The organism is Chryseobacterium sp. PvR013, from assembly GCF_017833095.1.
Classification (GTDB): domain Bacteria; phylum Bacteroidota; class Bacteroidia; order Flavobacteriales; family Weeksellaceae; genus Chryseobacterium; species Chryseobacterium culicis_A.
The window spans coordinates 2,436,987-2,454,866 of the sequence record NZ_JAFIBT010000001.1; the positions used below are offsets into that span (position 1 = coordinate 2,436,987).

At 37.2% G+C, this 17,880-nt stretch carries 12 protein-coding genes; 3 read left to right on the forward strand and 9 right to left on the reverse strand.

The window, feature by feature from the left end; genetic code table 11:
* Positions 1-68 precede the first annotated feature (68 nt).
* The gene (locus JOE44_RS10970; protein WP_105683879.1) at positions 69-1,430 is read right to left on the reverse strand and encodes a DUF5458 family protein; all 1,362 of its coding nucleotides are present in this window, start codon (positions 1,428-1,430) and stop codon (positions 69-71) included.
* A gap of 20 nt (positions 1,431-1,450) precedes the next feature.
* Complete coding sequence (locus tag JOE44_RS10975) at positions 1,451-1,897, reverse strand: type VI secretion system contractile sheath small subunit (RefSeq protein WP_245169760.1); 447 nt, start codon at positions 1,895-1,897, stop codon at positions 1,451-1,453.
* 353 nt (positions 1,898-2,250) lie between these two features.
* On the opposite strand from JOE44_RS10975, the gene JOE44_RS10980 reads away from it, so the two are divergent.
* On the forward strand, positions 2,251-3,297 hold the full coding sequence (locus JOE44_RS10980; RefSeq protein WP_209785612.1) for a hypothetical protein: 1,047 nt from the start codon (positions 2,251-2,253) through the stop codon (positions 3,295-3,297).
* Positions 3,298-3,363: 66 nt separating this feature from the next.
* On the opposite strand, the gene JOE44_RS10985 is transcribed toward JOE44_RS10980, so the two are convergent.
* From JOE44_RS10985 to JOE44_RS11000, 4 genes are all read right to left on the reverse strand, one after another.
* On the reverse strand, positions 3,364-5,460 hold the full coding sequence (locus tag JOE44_RS10985) for a M13 family metallopeptidase (protein ID WP_209785613.1): 2,097 nt from the start codon (positions 5,458-5,460) through the stop codon (positions 3,364-3,366).
* Between the two features lie 377 nt (positions 5,461-5,837).
* Positions 5,838-7,838 (reverse strand): M13 family metallopeptidase, encoded by a 2,001-nt coding sequence (locus JOE44_RS10990; RefSeq protein ID WP_245169887.1) that lies wholly within the window; start codon positions 7,836-7,838, stop codon positions 5,838-5,840.
* Positions 7,839-8,120: 282 nt separating this feature from the next.
* Positions 8,121-11,519 (reverse strand): polysaccharide deacetylase family protein, encoded by a 3,399-nt coding sequence (locus JOE44_RS10995; RefSeq protein ID WP_209785615.1) that lies wholly within the window; start codon positions 11,517-11,519, stop codon positions 8,121-8,123.
* 88 nt (positions 11,520-11,607) lie between these two features.
* Positions 11,608-12,858, reverse strand: a complete 1,251-nt coding sequence (locus tag JOE44_RS11000) for a CinA family nicotinamide mononucleotide deamidase-related protein (RefSeq protein WP_209785616.1) — start codon at positions 12,856-12,858, stop codon at positions 11,608-11,610.
* Between the two features lie 114 nt (positions 12,859-12,972).
* On the opposite strand from JOE44_RS11000, the gene JOE44_RS11005 reads away from it, so the two are divergent.
* Positions 12,973-13,446 (forward strand): hypothetical protein, encoded by a 474-nt coding sequence (locus JOE44_RS11005; RefSeq protein ID WP_209785617.1) that lies wholly within the window; start codon positions 12,973-12,975, stop codon positions 13,444-13,446.
* Between the two features lie 64 nt (positions 13,447-13,510).
* On the opposite strand, the gene JOE44_RS11010 is transcribed toward JOE44_RS11005, so the two are convergent.
* The 3 genes from JOE44_RS11010 to JOE44_RS11020 all read right to left on the reverse strand — a co-directional run bounded on the left by JOE44_RS11010 (position 13,511) and on the right by JOE44_RS11020 (position 16,813).
* Entirely contained in the window at positions 13,511-14,050 is a 540-nt protein-coding gene (locus JOE44_RS11010) for a lipocalin family protein (RefSeq protein ID WP_209785618.1), read from the reverse strand.
* A 75-nt stretch (positions 14,051-14,125) separates the two neighbouring features.
* The gene (locus tag JOE44_RS11015) at positions 14,126-14,860 is read right to left on the reverse strand and encodes a LytTR family DNA-binding domain-containing protein (RefSeq protein ID WP_185126828.1); all 735 of its coding nucleotides are present in this window, start codon (positions 14,858-14,860) and stop codon (positions 14,126-14,128) included.
* Between the two features lie 159 nt (positions 14,861-15,019).
* On the reverse strand, positions 15,020-16,813 hold the full coding sequence (locus JOE44_RS11020) for a histidine kinase (protein WP_209785619.1): 1,794 nt from the start codon (positions 16,811-16,813) through the stop codon (positions 15,020-15,022).
* Between the two features lie 134 nt (positions 16,814-16,947).
* On the opposite strand from JOE44_RS11020, the gene JOE44_RS11025 reads away from it, so the two are divergent.
* The gene (locus tag JOE44_RS11025) at positions 16,948-17,865 is read left to right on the forward strand and encodes an SIMPL domain-containing protein (RefSeq protein ID WP_209785620.1); all 918 of its coding nucleotides are present in this window, start codon (positions 16,948-16,950) and stop codon (positions 17,863-17,865) included.
* Positions 17,866-17,880: the final 15 nt, after the last annotated feature.

A 17,880-nucleotide genomic window follows, 5' to 3' on the forward strand; every position in this document is an offset into this window, starting at 1 on the left:
ATAGGTGTTGGTTGAAAAAAAACCGATGTAATATTGCATCGGTTTTTGTTATATAAAGTACGTTGATGTTACTCCTGAGTATATTCTGCATCCCATTCATTACCGTCATCTCCTTTGTGTCCGTCCAATTTAATAACGAAACTTTTTGTAGGGAAATAAGGGGTCATACGGATATCAAGCCACACTCTGTCTTTGTTTACTCTATCCTGCTCAAAACGAACAATTTTGAATTTCTCGATCAATTTGTCCGGTCCTTTGATGTTATCAAGGAACGTCACAATCTGTCTTCTCAAATCGTCTTCGTTTTTAGCATTCCAGTTTTCGAAAGCTCTTCTGTTCAGGAAGTCAAGCAATACTTTGGTTACATAATCGAATACACGAACTACGGAATACGTCTGAAGACCGATATTGTCTCCTGTAAATAAGGTCTTCGCTGAGAAAGCCATAATTTTTCCGTACTCGTTTACCATAGGGACAAGACCCATTTTTTCCAACTGAGAAATTTCACTTTTCTTCAATTCGAATTTTACTGCGTCTACTTCGTTGATATTACCATGTTTTTTACCTGCTGCCACCTGAGACATCAGTGTTTTGTGGATTTTTCCGGCTAATGAAGTGGAAGGTGGAAGTTCTACATTTTCTTCTTCCCCTACTTCTTCAGCTTTCCCACGTCCTACCAGCCAGTTACACGTCATAATAACGTTACTTCTGTGAAGCTCACCTCCTGTAAGGTTTGCAGAGTGGAATAAATCTACAACGTCATCCGGTTTATCAAGGTTGGCGAAGTCTGTAACCATCATAACTTTGTTTTCGTTACAGATTTTTGCCCATTTCTCGATCACCTTGTTAGATCCTAAATATCCTGGAATGGCAAGGATTGAGTAGTTATCTCTAAGGTCAAGACGGTCGTAATAATTTTTGAATTCTTCTGAGATTGCATCAATGAACAAAGGGTTATCCAAATCGGAAACCTGTTCAAGGCTTGCATTTACGATACTTACGTTATCCACTTTATCCAATTCTGTATTTTTGTAGAATTGAGCTACTGTTCTGTAGTTGGTTTCCAACAGACGAACGGCATCCAGTGTATTTTTTAAGTTTGTTTTCAGGTTTTGATCGGCCTGCTGTGCTTTAGTTTTGCAGGTATCGGCCATTTTATCCGCAGATTCACTCCCTTCTAAAAGGTTTACCCAAAGATTGATCTTCTGAAGAAGTTCTTTTCTTTCGTCTGCTTTATTGCTGTCATTCAGGAAGATTTCTTTTCTTGCCTTTCTTGTTGGGTTCATATTGGCAATACCGTCTACAACGGATTCAACAAAGCCAAATCCTCCCATTTTATTGAGCTCTGCAAGCGGGTTGCCCTTCGGCTGCCCTGCGTGTTGCTGCTGCCCCTGCTGCTGGCTTTCTTGTGCCTGTAATTTGCTATCCATGATTTAATGTTAGTCTTTAATTATTTTTCAAGTTCTTGTGCCACTTCTTTCAATACTTCTATGAACGCAGTTCTTGTCTGATCGTTCTCCAGCATGTTGCGTAGAATTTTATTGGTTTTCAGCTGACGTACTATTTTATTGTACTGCTCCTGTTCCATGCTCAGCTGCTGCAGATAATCTGACTTCTGAGTAAGGCTTTTAGGGGTAAAGTCTCCAAGGTTTTGAAAACGGAATTCTTCTTCTACCACTCCTCCGTCTTCTGTTTCGTGTTGTACCGATATTGAAGGCTGAAAATGTTTGAAAACGTCTTCCACTGTTTTTAATCCTGTTACGATTTCAGGAGTATAAGACTCTTCTGTTGTAAGCTGGCTTACTATCAGTGATTTATTTTCCTGTATTTCCTGAATAGCTTCATTAGCGTCTACTTTTACTTCGTTTCCGCCAACACCATAATTAAACATTGCCATATTATTGTTATTTTGAGATTTCTTATTCTGGTTTGGATCTGTCTTTGAGTAATTTACAGATGAATCAAATAAATTACCAATCCAGTGTTTAAATTTAAAAAAAAACTGTAACATAAAAAATTTTACTAAGATTTTTCTTGGATCATCTAAATTTATCTACATTTATTCAACATAAAATCACCATATTACGATATCACTAAGCTATGAAAAAATAAATAAAAAAATTCAAGAAAAAATAAATAAAATTTTGTCCGCTTTATTTTTTATACAAAAGTATCCAATGAATGTTAAAATAAGGATTCCTCAATTATTACAAAAAAAAATCTTTATATTTAATCAAAGTGAACAATGTCATGAAAGATGTAAAAATAGCGTTCAGAAAACCCATATTTCCAGTTTCAGAAGCATTACAGCAGTATCTGGAAAAATATAACAGAACTACCAAGATCAAGTTTCTGTATGAAGATCTGCTAAGGTTCAGTGACAGTGTGAGAATTCTGGATAAAGAAGGCAAAGATACTTTGTGGCTTGGGGTGTTATATCCTGAATTTGAGTTTAAAGAAATAGAAGCCAATTTAAATAAGATTTACACCTTGCTTCATTCTGATGGGGACATCGCTACTTTACCTTATCTGAAAGTGGATACCATTGACTTTTGTACTTTCGGGAATTCTAAACCTTTCCGGATCCGGGTAAGAAATGTACTGAACGATAATTATACTTATTTTTATATTAAACAGGCCGATGCTTCCCGAATATTCGGATTGGAACTTGAAGACCTGCTTTCTCCCAACCGGATTAACTTTCTGGTTTACAAAAATACTTTGATTGAAGAACATATTCTGGGAATTCCCGGAGATGTTTTTATTCAGAAACATTTATCCAGCTGCTCAGAACTTGAAAAAGCACAGATTTCCAAGGAATTTGTGAAATTCAATGAGCGTTGTCTTATTGGCCTGCTTGGCGACATGCGTTCTTATAATTATGTTGTTATTCCTATACATGATTTCGACCAGGTTATTTATAGAATTCGCCCCATTGATTTTGATCAGCAAACTTATGAAGGGAATTTAAAAGTTTATCTTCCGCAGTATTTCAAAGAAAACAGCCCAATGGTCAATATGGTACTGGAAAAACTGAAGCCCAGCTCTATAGAACAATACCGTAAGGAGGTACGATCACAAATCGTAAAAAGAGTGACCAGCAGCCAAAACAGATTTGATGAACTTATTTCTATTATGAAAAAAGATAATATCGCACCGGAAGCCAATGTCACAGAATTAAGGACAGCGTTACAAAAGCTCACTTATGATGTCAACTTCAAGTATTGTAAAACGATGGGAGACATTATAGAAACCGGAATAAAGTTTGTTCTCCGGAATTATAAGAAAGAATATTAAAAAGAGAATCCGCCTCAACTTAATGGGAGACGGATTCTTTCTTTTCTAACAATTTATAAGGTAAAATTACCAGATTTTTATTCTGTCCTGAGGAGCTTTATACATTTTGTCTCCAGGTTTGATATCAAATGCTTTGATGAATGAATCCTGATTTACCAGTGGTCCAAAGGCTCTGAACATGCCCGGAGAGTGCGGATCTGTTTTTACCTGATTGATCATATACTGATCGGTAGCTTTTGTTCTCCACACGGTTGCCCAGCTCATAAAGAATCTCTGATCCTGAGTGAACCCGCTGATTTTTCCTGGATTTCCTTTATCTTTTAAATACATCTGCAGCGCATCGTAAGCCACCGCTACTCCACCTAAGTCACCGATGTTTTCACCACTTGTAAACTTACCGTTCACGAAGCTTCCTTTTACTGGTTCGTAAGCACTGTACTGAGCGGCTAACTGACCTACTTTCGCATCAAAGTTTTTACGGTCAGCATCTGTCCACCAGTTATTAAGGTTACCATCACCATCGAAACGTGAACCACTGTCATCAAATCCGTGAGAAATTTCGTGACCGATAACAGCTCCGATCCCTCCGAAGTTCACCGCTGCATCCGCTAAAGGATTATAGAAAGGTGGCTGAAGAATGGCTGCAGGGAATACAATTTCGTTGTTTGATCCGCTGTAATAAGCATTTACAGTTTGAGGAGACATTCCCCATTCTGTTTTATCAACAGGCTTTCCTACTTTGTCCAGACTTCTCTGATACTGCCATGCTGCTACATTCTGAAGGTTAGAATACAGTGTTGCTCCCTGTTTTGGAGATTCTACTTTCAGTTGAGTATAATCTTTCCATTTATCCGGGTACGCAATTTTCACGGTAAACTTGGATAGTTTTTCCTGAGCTTTTACTTTGGTCTCAGGAGACATCCAGTCTATATTCGCGATGTGTGTTTTGAATGATTTTAAAAGGTAATCAATATAGGTTTCCATCTGCTTTTTAGCTTCAGGAGTGAAGTATTTGTCTACATACAGTTTTCCGAATGCTTCTCCAAGAACACCATTGACAAGGGTAAGCCCTCTTTTGTTCATTGGACGCTGTTCTTTCTGCCCCTGTAGATATTTAGCATAGAAATCGAATCTGATCTGCTCCAGGCTATCATCCAGATTACTTGCATTGCCATTGATGATGTGATATTTCAGATAATCTTTCAGTAAAGGAAGGTTTTTCTGGGTAATGAACTGATCCATATTCTGGTAGTATTTCAGTTCACCGATGATCACTCGGTCTGTATTTACGCCTGCATCTTTCAGGTATTTTGCAAGATCTACATTTTTAACAAGACCGGATAATTCTGATACATTTTTAGGGTTGTATCTTAAATTAGCATCTCTGTTTTGCTCAAGAGTCAATAAATAATTGGCTAGCTGTTTTTCAAAGTCTACCACATTCTGTGCAGCCTGTGGAGAGTTTTTATATCCTAAAACTCCAAATAGCTTTCCTACATATGCCTGGTATTCCGCCAATGTTTTCGTATTGGCTTCATTTACTTTCTGGTAGTAATCTCTTCCCAATCCCAGATCCGGACCGCCAAGATATACTGCATTCATATTGGAATTCTTCATATCAGCGCCCACTCTCCATCCGTAGAAAGAGTTGTCTCCTAATCTTGTAGCTTCCAAAAGGTATTTCTGAAGGTCATTAAGACTTTTAATAGCATCTACTTTGGCAAGATCAGCTTTAATCGGTGCGAGACCTTCTGCATTTCTCTTACTGGTATCCATAAAAGAAGCATACAGATTCTGAATCTTCTGTCCTTCTGAACCTGCAGGATATGATTCTGTAAGAATTTTGTTTAATATATCTAGTGAAGCATCATCCACATTTTCTCTCAAAGCATTGAAAGAACCCCAGTTTGCTTTATCAGAAGGAATCTGAGTCGTTTTCACCCAATTTCCGTTCACATAGCTAAAAAAGTCATCCTGTGGGCGGACACTTGTATCCATATACGATAAATTAATTCCCTCCTCTTTAGCTTCTTCTTTTACCGGTTCAGCCACTACAGCAGTAGCTTCTTTTTTGTTCTCCGTCCCTGCAGTCTTGGCTGCACCACACGAATTAAGAAATACAATACCTGAAAGGGCAAGTATTCCAATATTTAGCTTTTTCATTAAAAATAATTTTTGATTTTACACAAACTTATCAAATATACAAACTTTAATGATATGTTATGAATGATAATTGAGATATGGGTTAAAATTGAAAATTCAAGGTTTAATGTTTAATGTTTAATGTTTAATGTTTGAGGTTTTTGGGTGTCTTTTGGAATGTGGGTGGAAAGTGAGATTGTTGTAGACCACCCCGTCAAAAATTCAAAGAATTTTTGACACCCCTCCAGAGGATGGGAATAATGGAAGTCGTTATGACAAATATATATCATCCGATTCCCTAATCCCTATTCCCTATTCCCTAATCCTATTCCTGCTACCTATTATCTACCACCTGTTACCTAAAAAAATAACCGCCCATTGCTGAGCGGTTGTTATTTTTACCAGATTTTGATTCTTTCTTCCGGCGTTTTGTATAGTTTGTCTCCTTTTTTCACATCGAATGCTTTGTAGAATGCATCAACGTTAATTAGCGGACCGAAACTTCTGAAATATCCCGGAGAGTGCGGGTCAGTTTTCACCTGATTTACCATATATTTCTCACTTGATAATGTTCTCCAAACTGTTGCCCAGCTTAGGAAGAATCTCTGATCCTGAGTGAATCCACTGATTTTTCCTGGGTTTCCTTTGTCTTTCAGATACATCTGAAGAGCGTCATAAGCGATGTTTACCCCTCCTAAGTCAGCGATATTTTCTCCATTTGTGAAAGTACCGTTTACAAAAGTTCCTTTTACCGGCTCATATTTGTCATACTGAGAAGCAAGAGCTTTTGTTGCTTTTTCGAAGTTCGCTTTATCTGCCGGAGTCCACCAGTCTACCAAGTTACCGTCTGCATCGAACTGTGCTCCTGAATCATCAAATCCGTGGCTCATTTCGTGACCGATAACGGCACCGATACCTCCGAAGTTTACAGCAGCATCAGCTTTAGGGTTAAAGAATGGCGGCTGAAGGATTGCAGCTGGGAATACAATCTCATTGTTTACAGGATTGTAATAGGCATTTACAGTCTGCGGAGTCATTCCCCATTCTGTTTTATCAACCGGCTTACCAATTTTAGCTAAGTCTTTGTTGTACTGCCATTCACCGATGTTCTGAAGATTCTGATATAGATTTCCTCCTTTAGCTTCAGAAATGATATTTAATTTTGAATAATCTTTCCATTTGTCCGGATAAGCAACTTTTACCGTAAACTTGTTCAGCTTCTGCATTGCTTTTTCCTTAGTTGTAGAAGACATCCAAGCTAAATTATTGATATGAACTGCGAAACTTTTCTTTAAATAATCGATCAATTCTACCATCTGAGCTTTTGCTTCAGCAGGGAAATATTTTTCAACATACAGTTTTCCGAAAGCTTCTCCTAAAGTACCATTAATCAACTCAAAACCTCTTTTGTTAAGAGCTCTTTGTTCTTGTTGACCTCTAAGATATTTACCATAGAAAGCAAATTTCATGTTTCCTAAGTTTTCACTTAAATAAGAAGCACTTCCGTGGATCATATGGAATTTAAGATAATCTTTGATCACAGACAGATTCTGAGCATTGATTAGTTTATCAAAGTCTTTATAGTATCCTAATTCACTGATGATTACTTTGTCAGAATTTACTCCTACTTTTTTAAGGTAGCCAGGGATATCTACTCCTTTTACCAAAGTAGAAAGCTCAGCCATTGTTTTAGGGTTGTACTGAAGAGTGTTGTCACGGCTCTGCTCGTTTGTCAGATAAGTATTCGCGATGCTTTTTTCAAAATTAACGATACCTTTTGCTGCTTCATCAGCATTTTTATATCCTAATTCTTTTAACATGGAAGCTACATACTTCTGGTATTCAGCAATAGCTTCTGTATTTTTCTCGTTTACTTTCTGGTAGTAATCTCTTCCTAAACCTAAAGAAGCGTTTCCTAAATAAACAGCGTTCATTTTAGAATCTTTAAGGTCTGCATCAATTCCCCATCCGTATAAAGTGTTTTCTCCTTCTTTCGTTACAGAAATCAGATAATTCTGAAGGTCAGCCATGCTTTTAATCGCATCAATCTTATTCAGATTATTCTGAATAGGCTTAATTCCGTCAGCATTTCTCTTCTCCATATTCATATAAGTAGCATACAAATCCTGGATCTTTTTCCCTTCACTTCCGTCAGCAAATTTATCTTTCAAAAGAGAGTTCAGGATCGTCATGGAATTGTTATCCGTATCCTCAGCCAGTTTATTGAAGCTTCCCCAAGTTGGTTTATCAGATGGAATTTTGGCTGTTTTCATCCAGGTTCCACTCACATAGTTGTAAAAATCATCCTGAGGACGCACCGAAGTGTCCATCAAGCTAAGGTCTAAACCTTTATCTGTGTTATTCACTGCTACTTTAGCAGCTTTAGCTTGTGCGCTCATCGTAGTCTGAGTGCAGATCCCTGCTATTAAAAACAAAGAAAGCGTTATTTTTTTCATTATGATAACAATTTTTAGAATATGTATGATTTATTTCGAATTTGTTACTTTTCAATAAAACAAATTTAAATAAATAACATGAAAGTCTCCTAAGTGGGAAGTTGGGAGCAGGAAGCTGGAGGTTATGAACGTCATAAAACAACCTCCAGCTACATGATCCCATTTTTTTGATCCAAACCTTTACTGGAAAAATCAGACAATAGAAGGCAGAAGTTTCCCAACTTTTTAAGAAGTTGCTATCTCTTTCACATTCCCAGTCCTTTTCAGGAATCCCCAGGACTGCATTTCGCCTTTCAGTGCTTTTCTTAAACTTTTAAATAATACAATATACATCAGCCATCTATACCCGAATCTCTGCGGAATAATATACAGGAGGTTAATCAGTTTTTCCCGCTGCATAATGAATGCCACTAAAGCTAATGAGGCATCCACTAAAAGAAAGATCAGATAATAGGTAAATATTTTGTCTCCGTTTCCGGACAGAATTCCAAAGAACATGATCACGTCTGCCATTGGCGAGAAAAACGGAATAATGTATTGGAATAATAAAATATTCGGCATTGCCCAAAGTCCCAATCCTTTATATTTGGGGTTAAGGAAAGTCTGTCTCTGTTTCCAGAACATCTGCATAATTCCATAAGTCCAGCGAAAACGTTGTTTTAAAAACTGCTTTACGGTTTCAGGAGCTTCAGTAACTGCAATGGCTCTGTTTTCATTGGCCACCGTGTATCCCGCTTTTAAAATTTTCACAGTAATATCACAGTCTTCCGCTAAAGTATCAGATGAATAGCCTCCTGCTTCAATAATCACTGATCTTTTAAAGGCTCCGATAGCCCCTGGAATTACGGTAATAGCATTGATATGAGCATACGCAAGCCTGTCGAAATTCTGACTTGTTGTATATTCTATAGCCTGCCATTTGGTGAGCCAGTTTACTCTATTTCCTACTTTCACATTTCCAGCAACAGCAGCTATTTTCTCTTCAGGATTTGAATTCAAAAATCTGGCAATCATATATTTTACAGCATCCTGCTGAAGTTTGGTATCGGCATCAATACACACTACATATTCTGCATCAGTTTCTGAAATTCCAAAGTTTAAAGCGGTTGCTTTTCCGCCATTACTTTTAGTGAAAATTTTCAGGTTCGGGTGATTTGGGAATGCTTCTACTGCTTTTTCATACGTAGAATCTTTGCTTCCGTCATCTACCATGATGATATTAAAATTCGGATAAGTCTGTTTCAACAAATTCTGAAGGGAAGAAACAATATTTACTTCTTCATTATAGGCAGGCACAATAATGGAGACTTTCGGATAGGATTCCAGAACCGGAAATCCGCCCAGTTTTTTTTCTTTTCTTCTTTCTTTAAAAGCCCAATAGGCCATCAGCAGCAGTCTGATCAAACCTAATACAATGAAAATGGTAAATAATGCCACCAGAAAATGGCTTATTCCGTAAATAACGGTCGCTAACACAAGGTTCAGCTGCATGATGTAATACGACTTTGTTTTAGGAACTGCCGGCATCAGTTCACTTCTGCTTTTATGCAAGATATTCGTCAGGTTGGTAAAATGATAACCTTGTTTCTGAAGTGTTGGGATTAAAATTTTCAAAGCTTTCACCGTTTCTGCTCTCGTATCGCCGCCCGCATCATGAAGAAGAATGATATTTCCTCTCTCATGTTTGACTCCTGCCATTACACGTTTTACAATTTCATCTGCTTTTATTCCAGGCTGCCAGTCTTCAGGATCAATATTTTCACCGATATCAAGATAGTTTTGCTGTCTTGCCAAAGCCACCGGAATAATCTCTTCTGAAGTGGTAGGCTCAGAGTCTGCGTTATAGGGAGCTCTGAACAAAATTGTGCTGTGCCCTGTCACGCATTCTATCAGTAATCTTGTTAGTTTCAGTTCCAGTAAAGCTCTTTCCGGACTTACTTTCGCAACATTTTCATGGGTAAAGGTGTGGTTTCCGATCTCGTGTCCTTCTCTGTAAATTCTTTTAACAAGCGGAAGGTTCTTTTCGGCATTTAATCCTACTAAAAAGAATGCTGCCGGAACATGATATTTGGACAGTACATCTAATATCTGCGGAGTATATGTTTCGTCCGGACCGTCATCAAAAGTAAGCACCAATTCTTTTTGTGGGGCACTTCCATATTTTTTCACTTCGTAAGAGCTTGGATACGTGATATAATTTTCGTCTGTGATAATTTTCTCTTTCGGATCAATTTCCAGCGCGATTTTTCCGTCATGAGGAGTATTCAGAACATCCAGCACTTCTCCGTCTCCGATGTAATCCACCATGGTCTGCCCTTTTACATTTTCCAGTGTTTTCAAATTCAGTTTGGAAAGTCCTGCAAACGTAAGATCTTTATCATAAAAATTCCATACTCTGCTGTCTTCACTTCCCAGTCTCCAGAGTGCCGTTCCTGCCAATGGATATTCTGAGGAGAAACGCATTGTATTAAAAATGGAGGCTGCATCATTGAAAAATACGGTATGGGTGAGATTTTTAGAATCTGTGTAAGAATAATTTAAATTAAAAGTATTGTCATTAAAATCAATTACCGCTTTACTGGCGCTGGCTTTGGTAATGGCCTGCATGTAGGTAACGGAGGTATTGTCATCTTTATTGGAACTCCAGTCATAGCCATACGCTCCTAATCCCAAAATGATTTTCTGAGGAGAGGTCTGCTTCACAATTTTTCCTGTCTGTTCTTCGATCCATTTTTGTGAAGAAACCGGCCCGGCATCACTTCCTGCAGAATATTCATCGTAAGCCATCAGTACAAAGTAATCTACGTAAGGATCTAATCTTGGGATGTTATAATCATCATTATCCGTCATGATATCCATGGTAACCAATAACTGATTTTTTTTGAAGGTCTCTGACAGTTCTTTCATAAAGGCAATCAGATTTTCATCAGAGTTCAGGTTCATATCCTCAAAGTCAATATTAATTCCTTTGAAGTTATATTTTTTACATTGCTGAGTAATCTTTTGAATCAGATGCGTTCTTTTTTGCGGATCATTAAGAACTTTTACCAGTCCTTCTGAATGGAATTCCTGATTGGAATTATTGCTCAGCATCGGCATTGCAGCAACTCCCGTTCTTTTAATCACTTTATAGCCTTCCGGATCTACATTTGTTTTCAGATCTCCTGTTTTAGGATCAAGGAAAAACCATTCCGGAAAAACCAGATTGACGTGTCTGATATTTCGTTTCAGAGACATCAGAGACTGAGGATCCCATGCAACATAGAATGCAGACCGGATTCCACCTGGAAACTGAGCCCAGTTTCTGTTCTGATTTTTATATCTTTCTGCTCTCGCTTTCTGAATTTTGTCGAGGTTGGTATGGATTGTTTTTTCAGAAATAAAGCTTCTGAAACCTTTATACTCTTTGGATATTTTATTCTCCTGAAGATAGGGTTTATTGGCTGTAATGACAGCTTTATAGTCTTCTTTAAAAGGGATTTTAGGACTTCTGTCCAGGGTCATCATCAGACCCAACGCAAGCAGAAGCAGTATTCCTATAAAGATAAAAACACGGCTTCCCCATTGTACACTTTTCCAGCGTTTCTTGCTGTTGGTCTGAAAAATCTGTTTGGAATTTTCCACGATTTTGAAATTTATTGAATGGCTTTCAAAAAGTGTGAAAAACTGTATAAAAATTAATTAAAAAAAAATTAAAAAAACAGACTCATATTTAACTGTTTATAAGAAGACTTACCAAATCCTGAATCACCTTTTGGGAAACAAAATCCATAAAATCTACTCTTTCCAGATGTGGCATGTATAATTTGGAGGTCACCTCCTGATCATTGATCCTGATGGTATAAAAAACAGTTCCTATATCTTTACCATCTTCTCCTTTTCCCGGCCCTGCGACTCCAGTGGTAGAAAGGGAAATATGGGTTTCAAACAATTGCTGGCATCCTTTTGCCATTTCCTGTGCCACCTGTTCGCTCACTACCGTAAACTGATCTACCGTGTCTCTGGAAACATTTAAAATTTTAATCTTTTTCTCTGTAGCATAAGCCACCATTCCACCAAGGAAGTATTTTGAGCTGCCGGAAACTGAAGTGATCATTTTTGCCAGCTCACCTCCTGTACAGCTTTCTGCAGTAGAAATCGTCAGATTCCTTTCAGTAAGCATTTCTGCCAGAATATTCTCAATTTTATCTTCAGATACTGCAATGACATGACCTTCTACCAAAGGCAGCAATTTTTGAATTTCTTCTTCCGTTCTCTGCTTCAGCTGTTCTTCATTCTCACCGGAAGCCGTCAGACGAAGCTTCACCCGTGTTCCAACCGGAAGATAAGACAGTGCAATATTTTCCGGAAGTGCCAGTTCCCAGTCTTCGATCTTGTCTGCAAGAATACTCTCAGGAATTCCCACTACAGAAACAATTCTGGTATGAATGTAATGAAGGCTGAATCTTTGCTGCAAATAAGGAATAATCTGATCTTTAATAAGCGGTTTTACTTCGTAAGGAACCCCCGGAAGGCTGTAACATAATTTTCCGTTATGCTCCATCATCATACAGGGTGCAGTTCCATAATGGTTTTGAAAAACAATAGATTTTGTAGGTACAAAAGCCTGTTCTCTGTTTCTCTCCAGAATATCTGCCCGCCCTCTTCTTTCCATGTAGCCTTTAAGATGATTGAAAGTTACCTCATCCAAAGCAATTTCATCATTAAAATACTCTGCCAGCGCCTTTTTGGTTTTATCATCTCTGGTAGGCCCGAGTCCTCCAGTTGTAATAACTAAATCACCGGTTTCAAAAGCAATACTCAATGCATTTTTAATGGTTTCAATTTCGTCTGAGATGGTAAGAATCTGAGTAACTTTTATTCCTATGTTTTTAAGTTCGGCAGCAATAAAGTTAGAATTGGTATCTACCGTATTTCCAGAAAGGATTTCGTCACCAATGGTGATCAGAACAGCTTTTTCCATATGTTTTTTTGTTGAAAAAAATTCTCTGCAAATGACGGAAAATTCTGTGGCTGCGGCAATATAAATTGATTTTTTCTATTTTTGATGAAAATATTTAAAACTACAATACAAATTATGTCTAAATATGATGATGCTTCATGGCATTATGGCGGTGATTTTCCGGAAGGAATTCCTCAGAAAAATGGGGTAACACACACAGGAATGTTCCTGAACTGGTGCATTCACAACAATATGATTTCTGATGAACTGAAAGAAGACCATGAAGAAGAAATTGAAAAATTAAAACGAAGAGAAATTACGGGTGCGGAATTCATTATGGATTCCTGTGACGGAAAATTTTCTGAATATGATCTGAATGAACTGGGAAATCTTTTTGCAAAAGATTATTATGCGGATGAAACCGATTTTGGAAACAGACACAGTTCGTTTGCTGATGATTATGTGAACATTTTCGATGCCAAAGCAGAGGAAAGTGACTATGAATACGAAACCTTCTATCACATCGAGGATACCTACGAAAACTATGATCTGATGAAGCAGGTTATCGATCATCGTTTTGAGGAATGGAAGGAGTATATTAAAAGCTAATATCTACAAGATAAAAGTATGAAAGGGCAAAATTGTACAATTTTGCCCTTTTGTATTTTTATTATTAATTATGTTTCACCCAGATGAGTTCATTGGTATTATAACCAATTTTTCTTGCTTTCTGAAGAAAACGCTGACGGATACTTTCCGGAATATTGGTAGTACGGGAAAGAATCCATAGATATTTTAAACTGCTGCCAGCTACCAGCGCATATTGATAGTCTTCATCAATATCTATAACGTTATAACCGGCCCAGATCGGCTTAAAAAATGAAACTTTCAGACGGGCTTCTGTAGGATCTTTTACAAATTTAGCTTCCCCGATAGATTCATTCCATACTTTTTTACCGTAATCGTACCCTTTATTTCTAACCTGAACAGTACCATCCGGATTCAACGAATATTCTGCAGTGACATTATCCATATTTTTTTCGAACCTGTAATCAAAACGGGCAATCTCATACCATCTGCCAAGGTATTTTTTAAGATCAAAATTCTTTACGGCAAAGGCACCTCTGGGAATTCTTACTGAATAGGAATTGAAAATGATAAGCCCGAATGCTCCCAACGAAACGGGAAGGATAATTTTATGAATGGTTTTCATGACAGTAAGATTTTGTATGGTTATTTAGGAAAACGTCAAAAATAATGCCTTACACCTGTTAAGGAACAATAAATTCTATGAAAAAACTTTCAGAAAATTATCTTTAAAGCTTCCGGAGACTTCAATTTCCGTATCGTCAGACAACATTACGGTTCCACTTTTATGATAAGATTTTACAAAACCTGTATTGATAATATGGGAACGGTGAACCCTCACAAAAGGATTTTCCAGAAGGTCATCAAAATGTTTCAGAAAACGGCACACCATTTTTTTGGAGCCGTCGGTAAGATAAACCTGTGTAAAGTTTCCATCTGCCTGAAGCCTTACAATATCTTCAGTTTTTACCACATCAAATCCTTGTAAAGTGGGCAAGATCAACTGCTGCTTTTCAGGTTTTAATTTCAGATTTTCAAGGAGAATCTTGTTTCTGTTAAGTTCTTCTTTTTTCTCAAGGCTTTCCACCACTTTATTGACCGCCAGAATGAGTTCCTGAATATCAATGGGTTTTAAAATATAATAACTTGCCGATTTATTTAATGCCTGCAATGAATATTGTGAAAATGCCGTAATGAAAATGGTTTCATAGGATAGATCTTTGGTTGCCTCCAGAACGTCAAAAGCATTTCCAAAAGGCATTTCTACGTCCAGAAAGACCAATTGAGGCTGTTTCTCAGTGATTAAAGGCACGGCTTCTTTAATATTCTCCGCTTCACCAAGAATTTCCACCTGCGGGCAGTATTTGGTAAGATAACTTCTCAGAACTTCTCTTGCTATGATTTCATCATCTACAATGACAGCTTTTATTTTCATTTGAATAGATATTAGGTGGCAGCTACTAGGTTGCTGTTGCAAATTAGGAATATTTAGCCAACTTTACAATCTCCTCAAAGAAACGTATAGCGTTATATTCCTTTTTATGTTATCCTAAATCGTCATCAATTTATAAAGAAGATCTAGCCTGAATTCAGATCAGATCAAATTGATCTGGAGCATTACCAAAACTCCGGTATTATTTTCTTTATCTTTTACAGAGCAGGTAATATCTTTCTTATACAGATCGTTCAGAAGCTGGATTCTTTCCAGTGTATTTTTCATTCCTCTGCCCTCTCTTGTCTTTTGATGCTGGGTTTTCTGCTTTTTACTTTCTTCAATTCCTATTCCGTTGTCTTCGATAATAATTTTAAGGTGTGATTCACTTTTATCAAAGCTTAGTTTTAAAAATCCTTTTTCAGATCTGTAGCGGAGTCCATGCCAGACTGCATTTTCCAGAAACGGCTGTATAAGCATTCCCGGAACTTGCAGGTTTTGCATATTCAGGCTTTCATCTACATCAATTTCATAGTCAAATTTATCTGCAAAACGTGTTTTTTCTAAAGCAAGATAATTCTGGAGAAGATCAAGCTCCTGCTGGAAAGGAATAAAATCTTCGGCCGAGTTTTCCATCACCCCGCGCATCAGCTTTGAAAATTTAGTCAGATACTGATTGGCTTCCAGTTCATTATTGGTGGCTATAAAGTGATTAACACTATTTAAGCTGTTAAAGATAAAGTGTGGATTCATCTCTCTGCGTAATGATTGAAGGGCAATTTTTTTATTTTTCGTCTGAACTTTTTTCAGTGTTCTGAAAATAAAAATCATCAATCCTGTCAGTAGAATCAAAGCACCAATCAGACTGTAATTGAACACATTTTTCTTTCTGATAAGCTCATCTTTCAGCTCTTTTTCTTTTTCCAGCTGGGATATTCTCTGTTCGGTATCTTCCAGAATTTTATTATCGACCAGACTTCTGTCTTTGGAAACCAGGTTTGGAAGTTTTCCTAAAAAGTCTCTGTATAACTGAACTGAAGCATCCACATTTCCTGAAATTGCATAAAGGCTGTCCAGTTTTTTTACACTTTTCTGTGCTTCCAGGGTATGACCTTTATCTAAGGCAATTCCATAGGCATTTTTCAAAAGATCTACGGCTTCCTTCGGATCATTCTTTTTGATATAAATATCTGCCAGTTCCTGAATCTGATTGACTTTTTCCTGCGAATTGTCCTTCACAAAATCTTCTTTCAGTACTTTCTTTTTAGCTTCAATAGCTTTATCATAATTTTTGTTCTCAACATAGAGATCTGCTAATTTCTGATTGATTGCCAATGCCTGTTGAGGAGCTTCTTTTTTGGAAATTTTATAAGCCGTGTTCAGGTTTTCTTCAGCGCTGGAGACATCTTTTTGTTTAAGATTAACATCAGCCAGTTGGCTGTAGCTTTCTGCAAGATCGCCCTGTTCGTTTTCTTTTTTACTCAGATTGATATTATTCTGGATGGCTTCCGCCTTAAGTTCGGGTGTAGGAGAAGAAAGTCTTGTCACATCATTAGTATTTACAGCTTTACTTTTTTCACTGTACCCCATTTGTGCCGCTCTGCCATAGTTACTGATAGCAGGCGTTATTTTGTTCTGTTTTTCCTGTGACTGGGCTAATCTGCGGGTTGCTTTTTCAATATTAGGTTTGTCGTTAAGTTTTTCATACAGATTTTTAGCTTTGGTGTAATACTCTTCACTCTTCGGAAAATTCCCGTTATTAAAAAATGTTTCACCAATATTATAATATGAATCAGCCTGGGCAGGTTCATTTTTAGTATCAATTGCTTTTTTCAGCCTCTTCGTTTCTACCTGCACTTCTTCCACAGCAGCACTGCTGTTATTCGTGGTTTGGGAATGTATTGTATTTCCCCAAAGCGCCAGTAAAAAGAAGGTAAAGAGTTTAAGCATTTTCATAAAACAAAGATATACATATATATAGTCTGCTCAAAAACTATTCACCAAGTGAAGCTTCCCTTTCACCAAGTTGAGTCATTGACACTGTGACCGTAAGGCTAAGTTTGGGGCAAAATAATTCAAATTTAAAAATCATGAAAAAACAAACATCCGTATTTTTCCTCATCATGACTTCTTTTTTAAGCTTGTCAAAAGCGCAGGTAGGAGGAAACCAAATTTACAGAGACAAAAATAACAACGATTATTCCGCTCTAAAAAACCTCCCTGACTTCAACAATGCCAATAGTTATTTCACGAATGATTCCACACTTGTTGTTAATGTAAAAGTATTGATGAATAAGACTGCAGACCGATATAAACTTACTCTGGGGTTGAATGAAGAAGCTGCAACGCCTAAAATTGCCATCGAAAATATCAACAGGAGAATCAATGGTTTTATAAAAAGAATATCTTCAATGGGCATCAGAAACGAAGATATTTTTGTGGATTTTATCTCGCAGACAAAAATCTATGATTATGACATTAATAAAGACACTCAGGTAACCACTCAGAAAATAGACGGGTTCGAAACCAAGAAGAATATCATTATTACGGTAAACAAGCATTCAATGATAGAAAAGCTGATCTCTGAAGCTTCAGACTTCCAGATTTATGATGTTATTAAAGTGGATTATATCAGCAATGATATTGATAAAATCCAGGAAGACCTTCTCAAAGAGGCTTATGCTGTTTTTGACAAAAAGAAGGATAATTATTTCAAGCTCTTTAAAAAAGAAACTATTGGAAGCCCTACAGCAACTTCAGGTTTTACTTATACTTTCCCAAAAAATCAATATCAGAATTATGCAGCCTTTGAAAGCGCCAATGTCACCTATGGATATGACACCAGATATATCAAAAAGGAGGAGCGAAAATCAAAGACCTTTTATTATGACGGGACAGATTATACCGGCTTTAACAAAGTCATCAACAACTCCGATCCTGAAGTGGGCATACAATATATTATGAACCTCAGCGTAAAGTATGATCTGAAGAAAAATAAAGAGAAGTAATTCATTTCTCAAGCC

Coding starts and splice junctions, on each gene's coding strand:
- JOE44_RS11005 (WP_209785617.1), top strand. CDS start 12,973: ATGTCTAAATATGATGATGCTTCATGGCATTATGGCGGTGATTTTCCG.
- JOE44_RS11000 (WP_209785616.1), bottom strand. CDS start 12,858: ATGGAAAAAGCTGTTCTGATCACCATTGGTGACGAAATCCTTTCTGGA.
- JOE44_RS11025 (WP_209785620.1), top strand. CDS start 16,948: ATGAAAAAACAAACATCCGTATTTTTCCTCATCATGACTTCTTTTTTA.
- JOE44_RS10975 (WP_245169760.1), bottom strand. CDS start 1,897: ATGGCAATGTTTAATTATGGTGTTGGCGGAAACGAAGTAAAAGTAGAC.
- JOE44_RS11010 (WP_209785618.1), bottom strand. CDS start 14,050: ATGAAAACCATTCATAAAATTATCCTTCCCGTTTCGTTGGGAGCATTC.
- JOE44_RS10980 (WP_209785612.1), top strand. CDS start 2,251: ATGAAAGATGTAAAAATAGCGTTCAGAAAACCCATATTTCCAGTTTCA.
- JOE44_RS10985 (WP_209785613.1), bottom strand. CDS start 5,460: ATGAAAAAGCTAAATATTGGAATACTTGCCCTTTCAGGTATTGTATTT.
- JOE44_RS10990 (WP_245169887.1), bottom strand. CDS start 7,838: ATGAGCGCACAAGCTAAAGCTGCTAAAGTAGCAGTGAATAACACAGAT.
- JOE44_RS11015 (WP_185126828.1), bottom strand. CDS start 14,860: ATGAAAATAAAAGCTGTCATTGTAGATGATGAAATCATAGCAAGAGAA.
- JOE44_RS10970 (WP_105683879.1), bottom strand. CDS start 1,430: ATGGATAGCAAATTACAGGCACAAGAAAGCCAGCAGCAGGGGCAGCAG.
- JOE44_RS11020 (WP_209785619.1), bottom strand. CDS start 16,813: ATGAAAATGCTTAAACTCTTTACCTTCTTTTTACTGGCGCTTTGGGGA.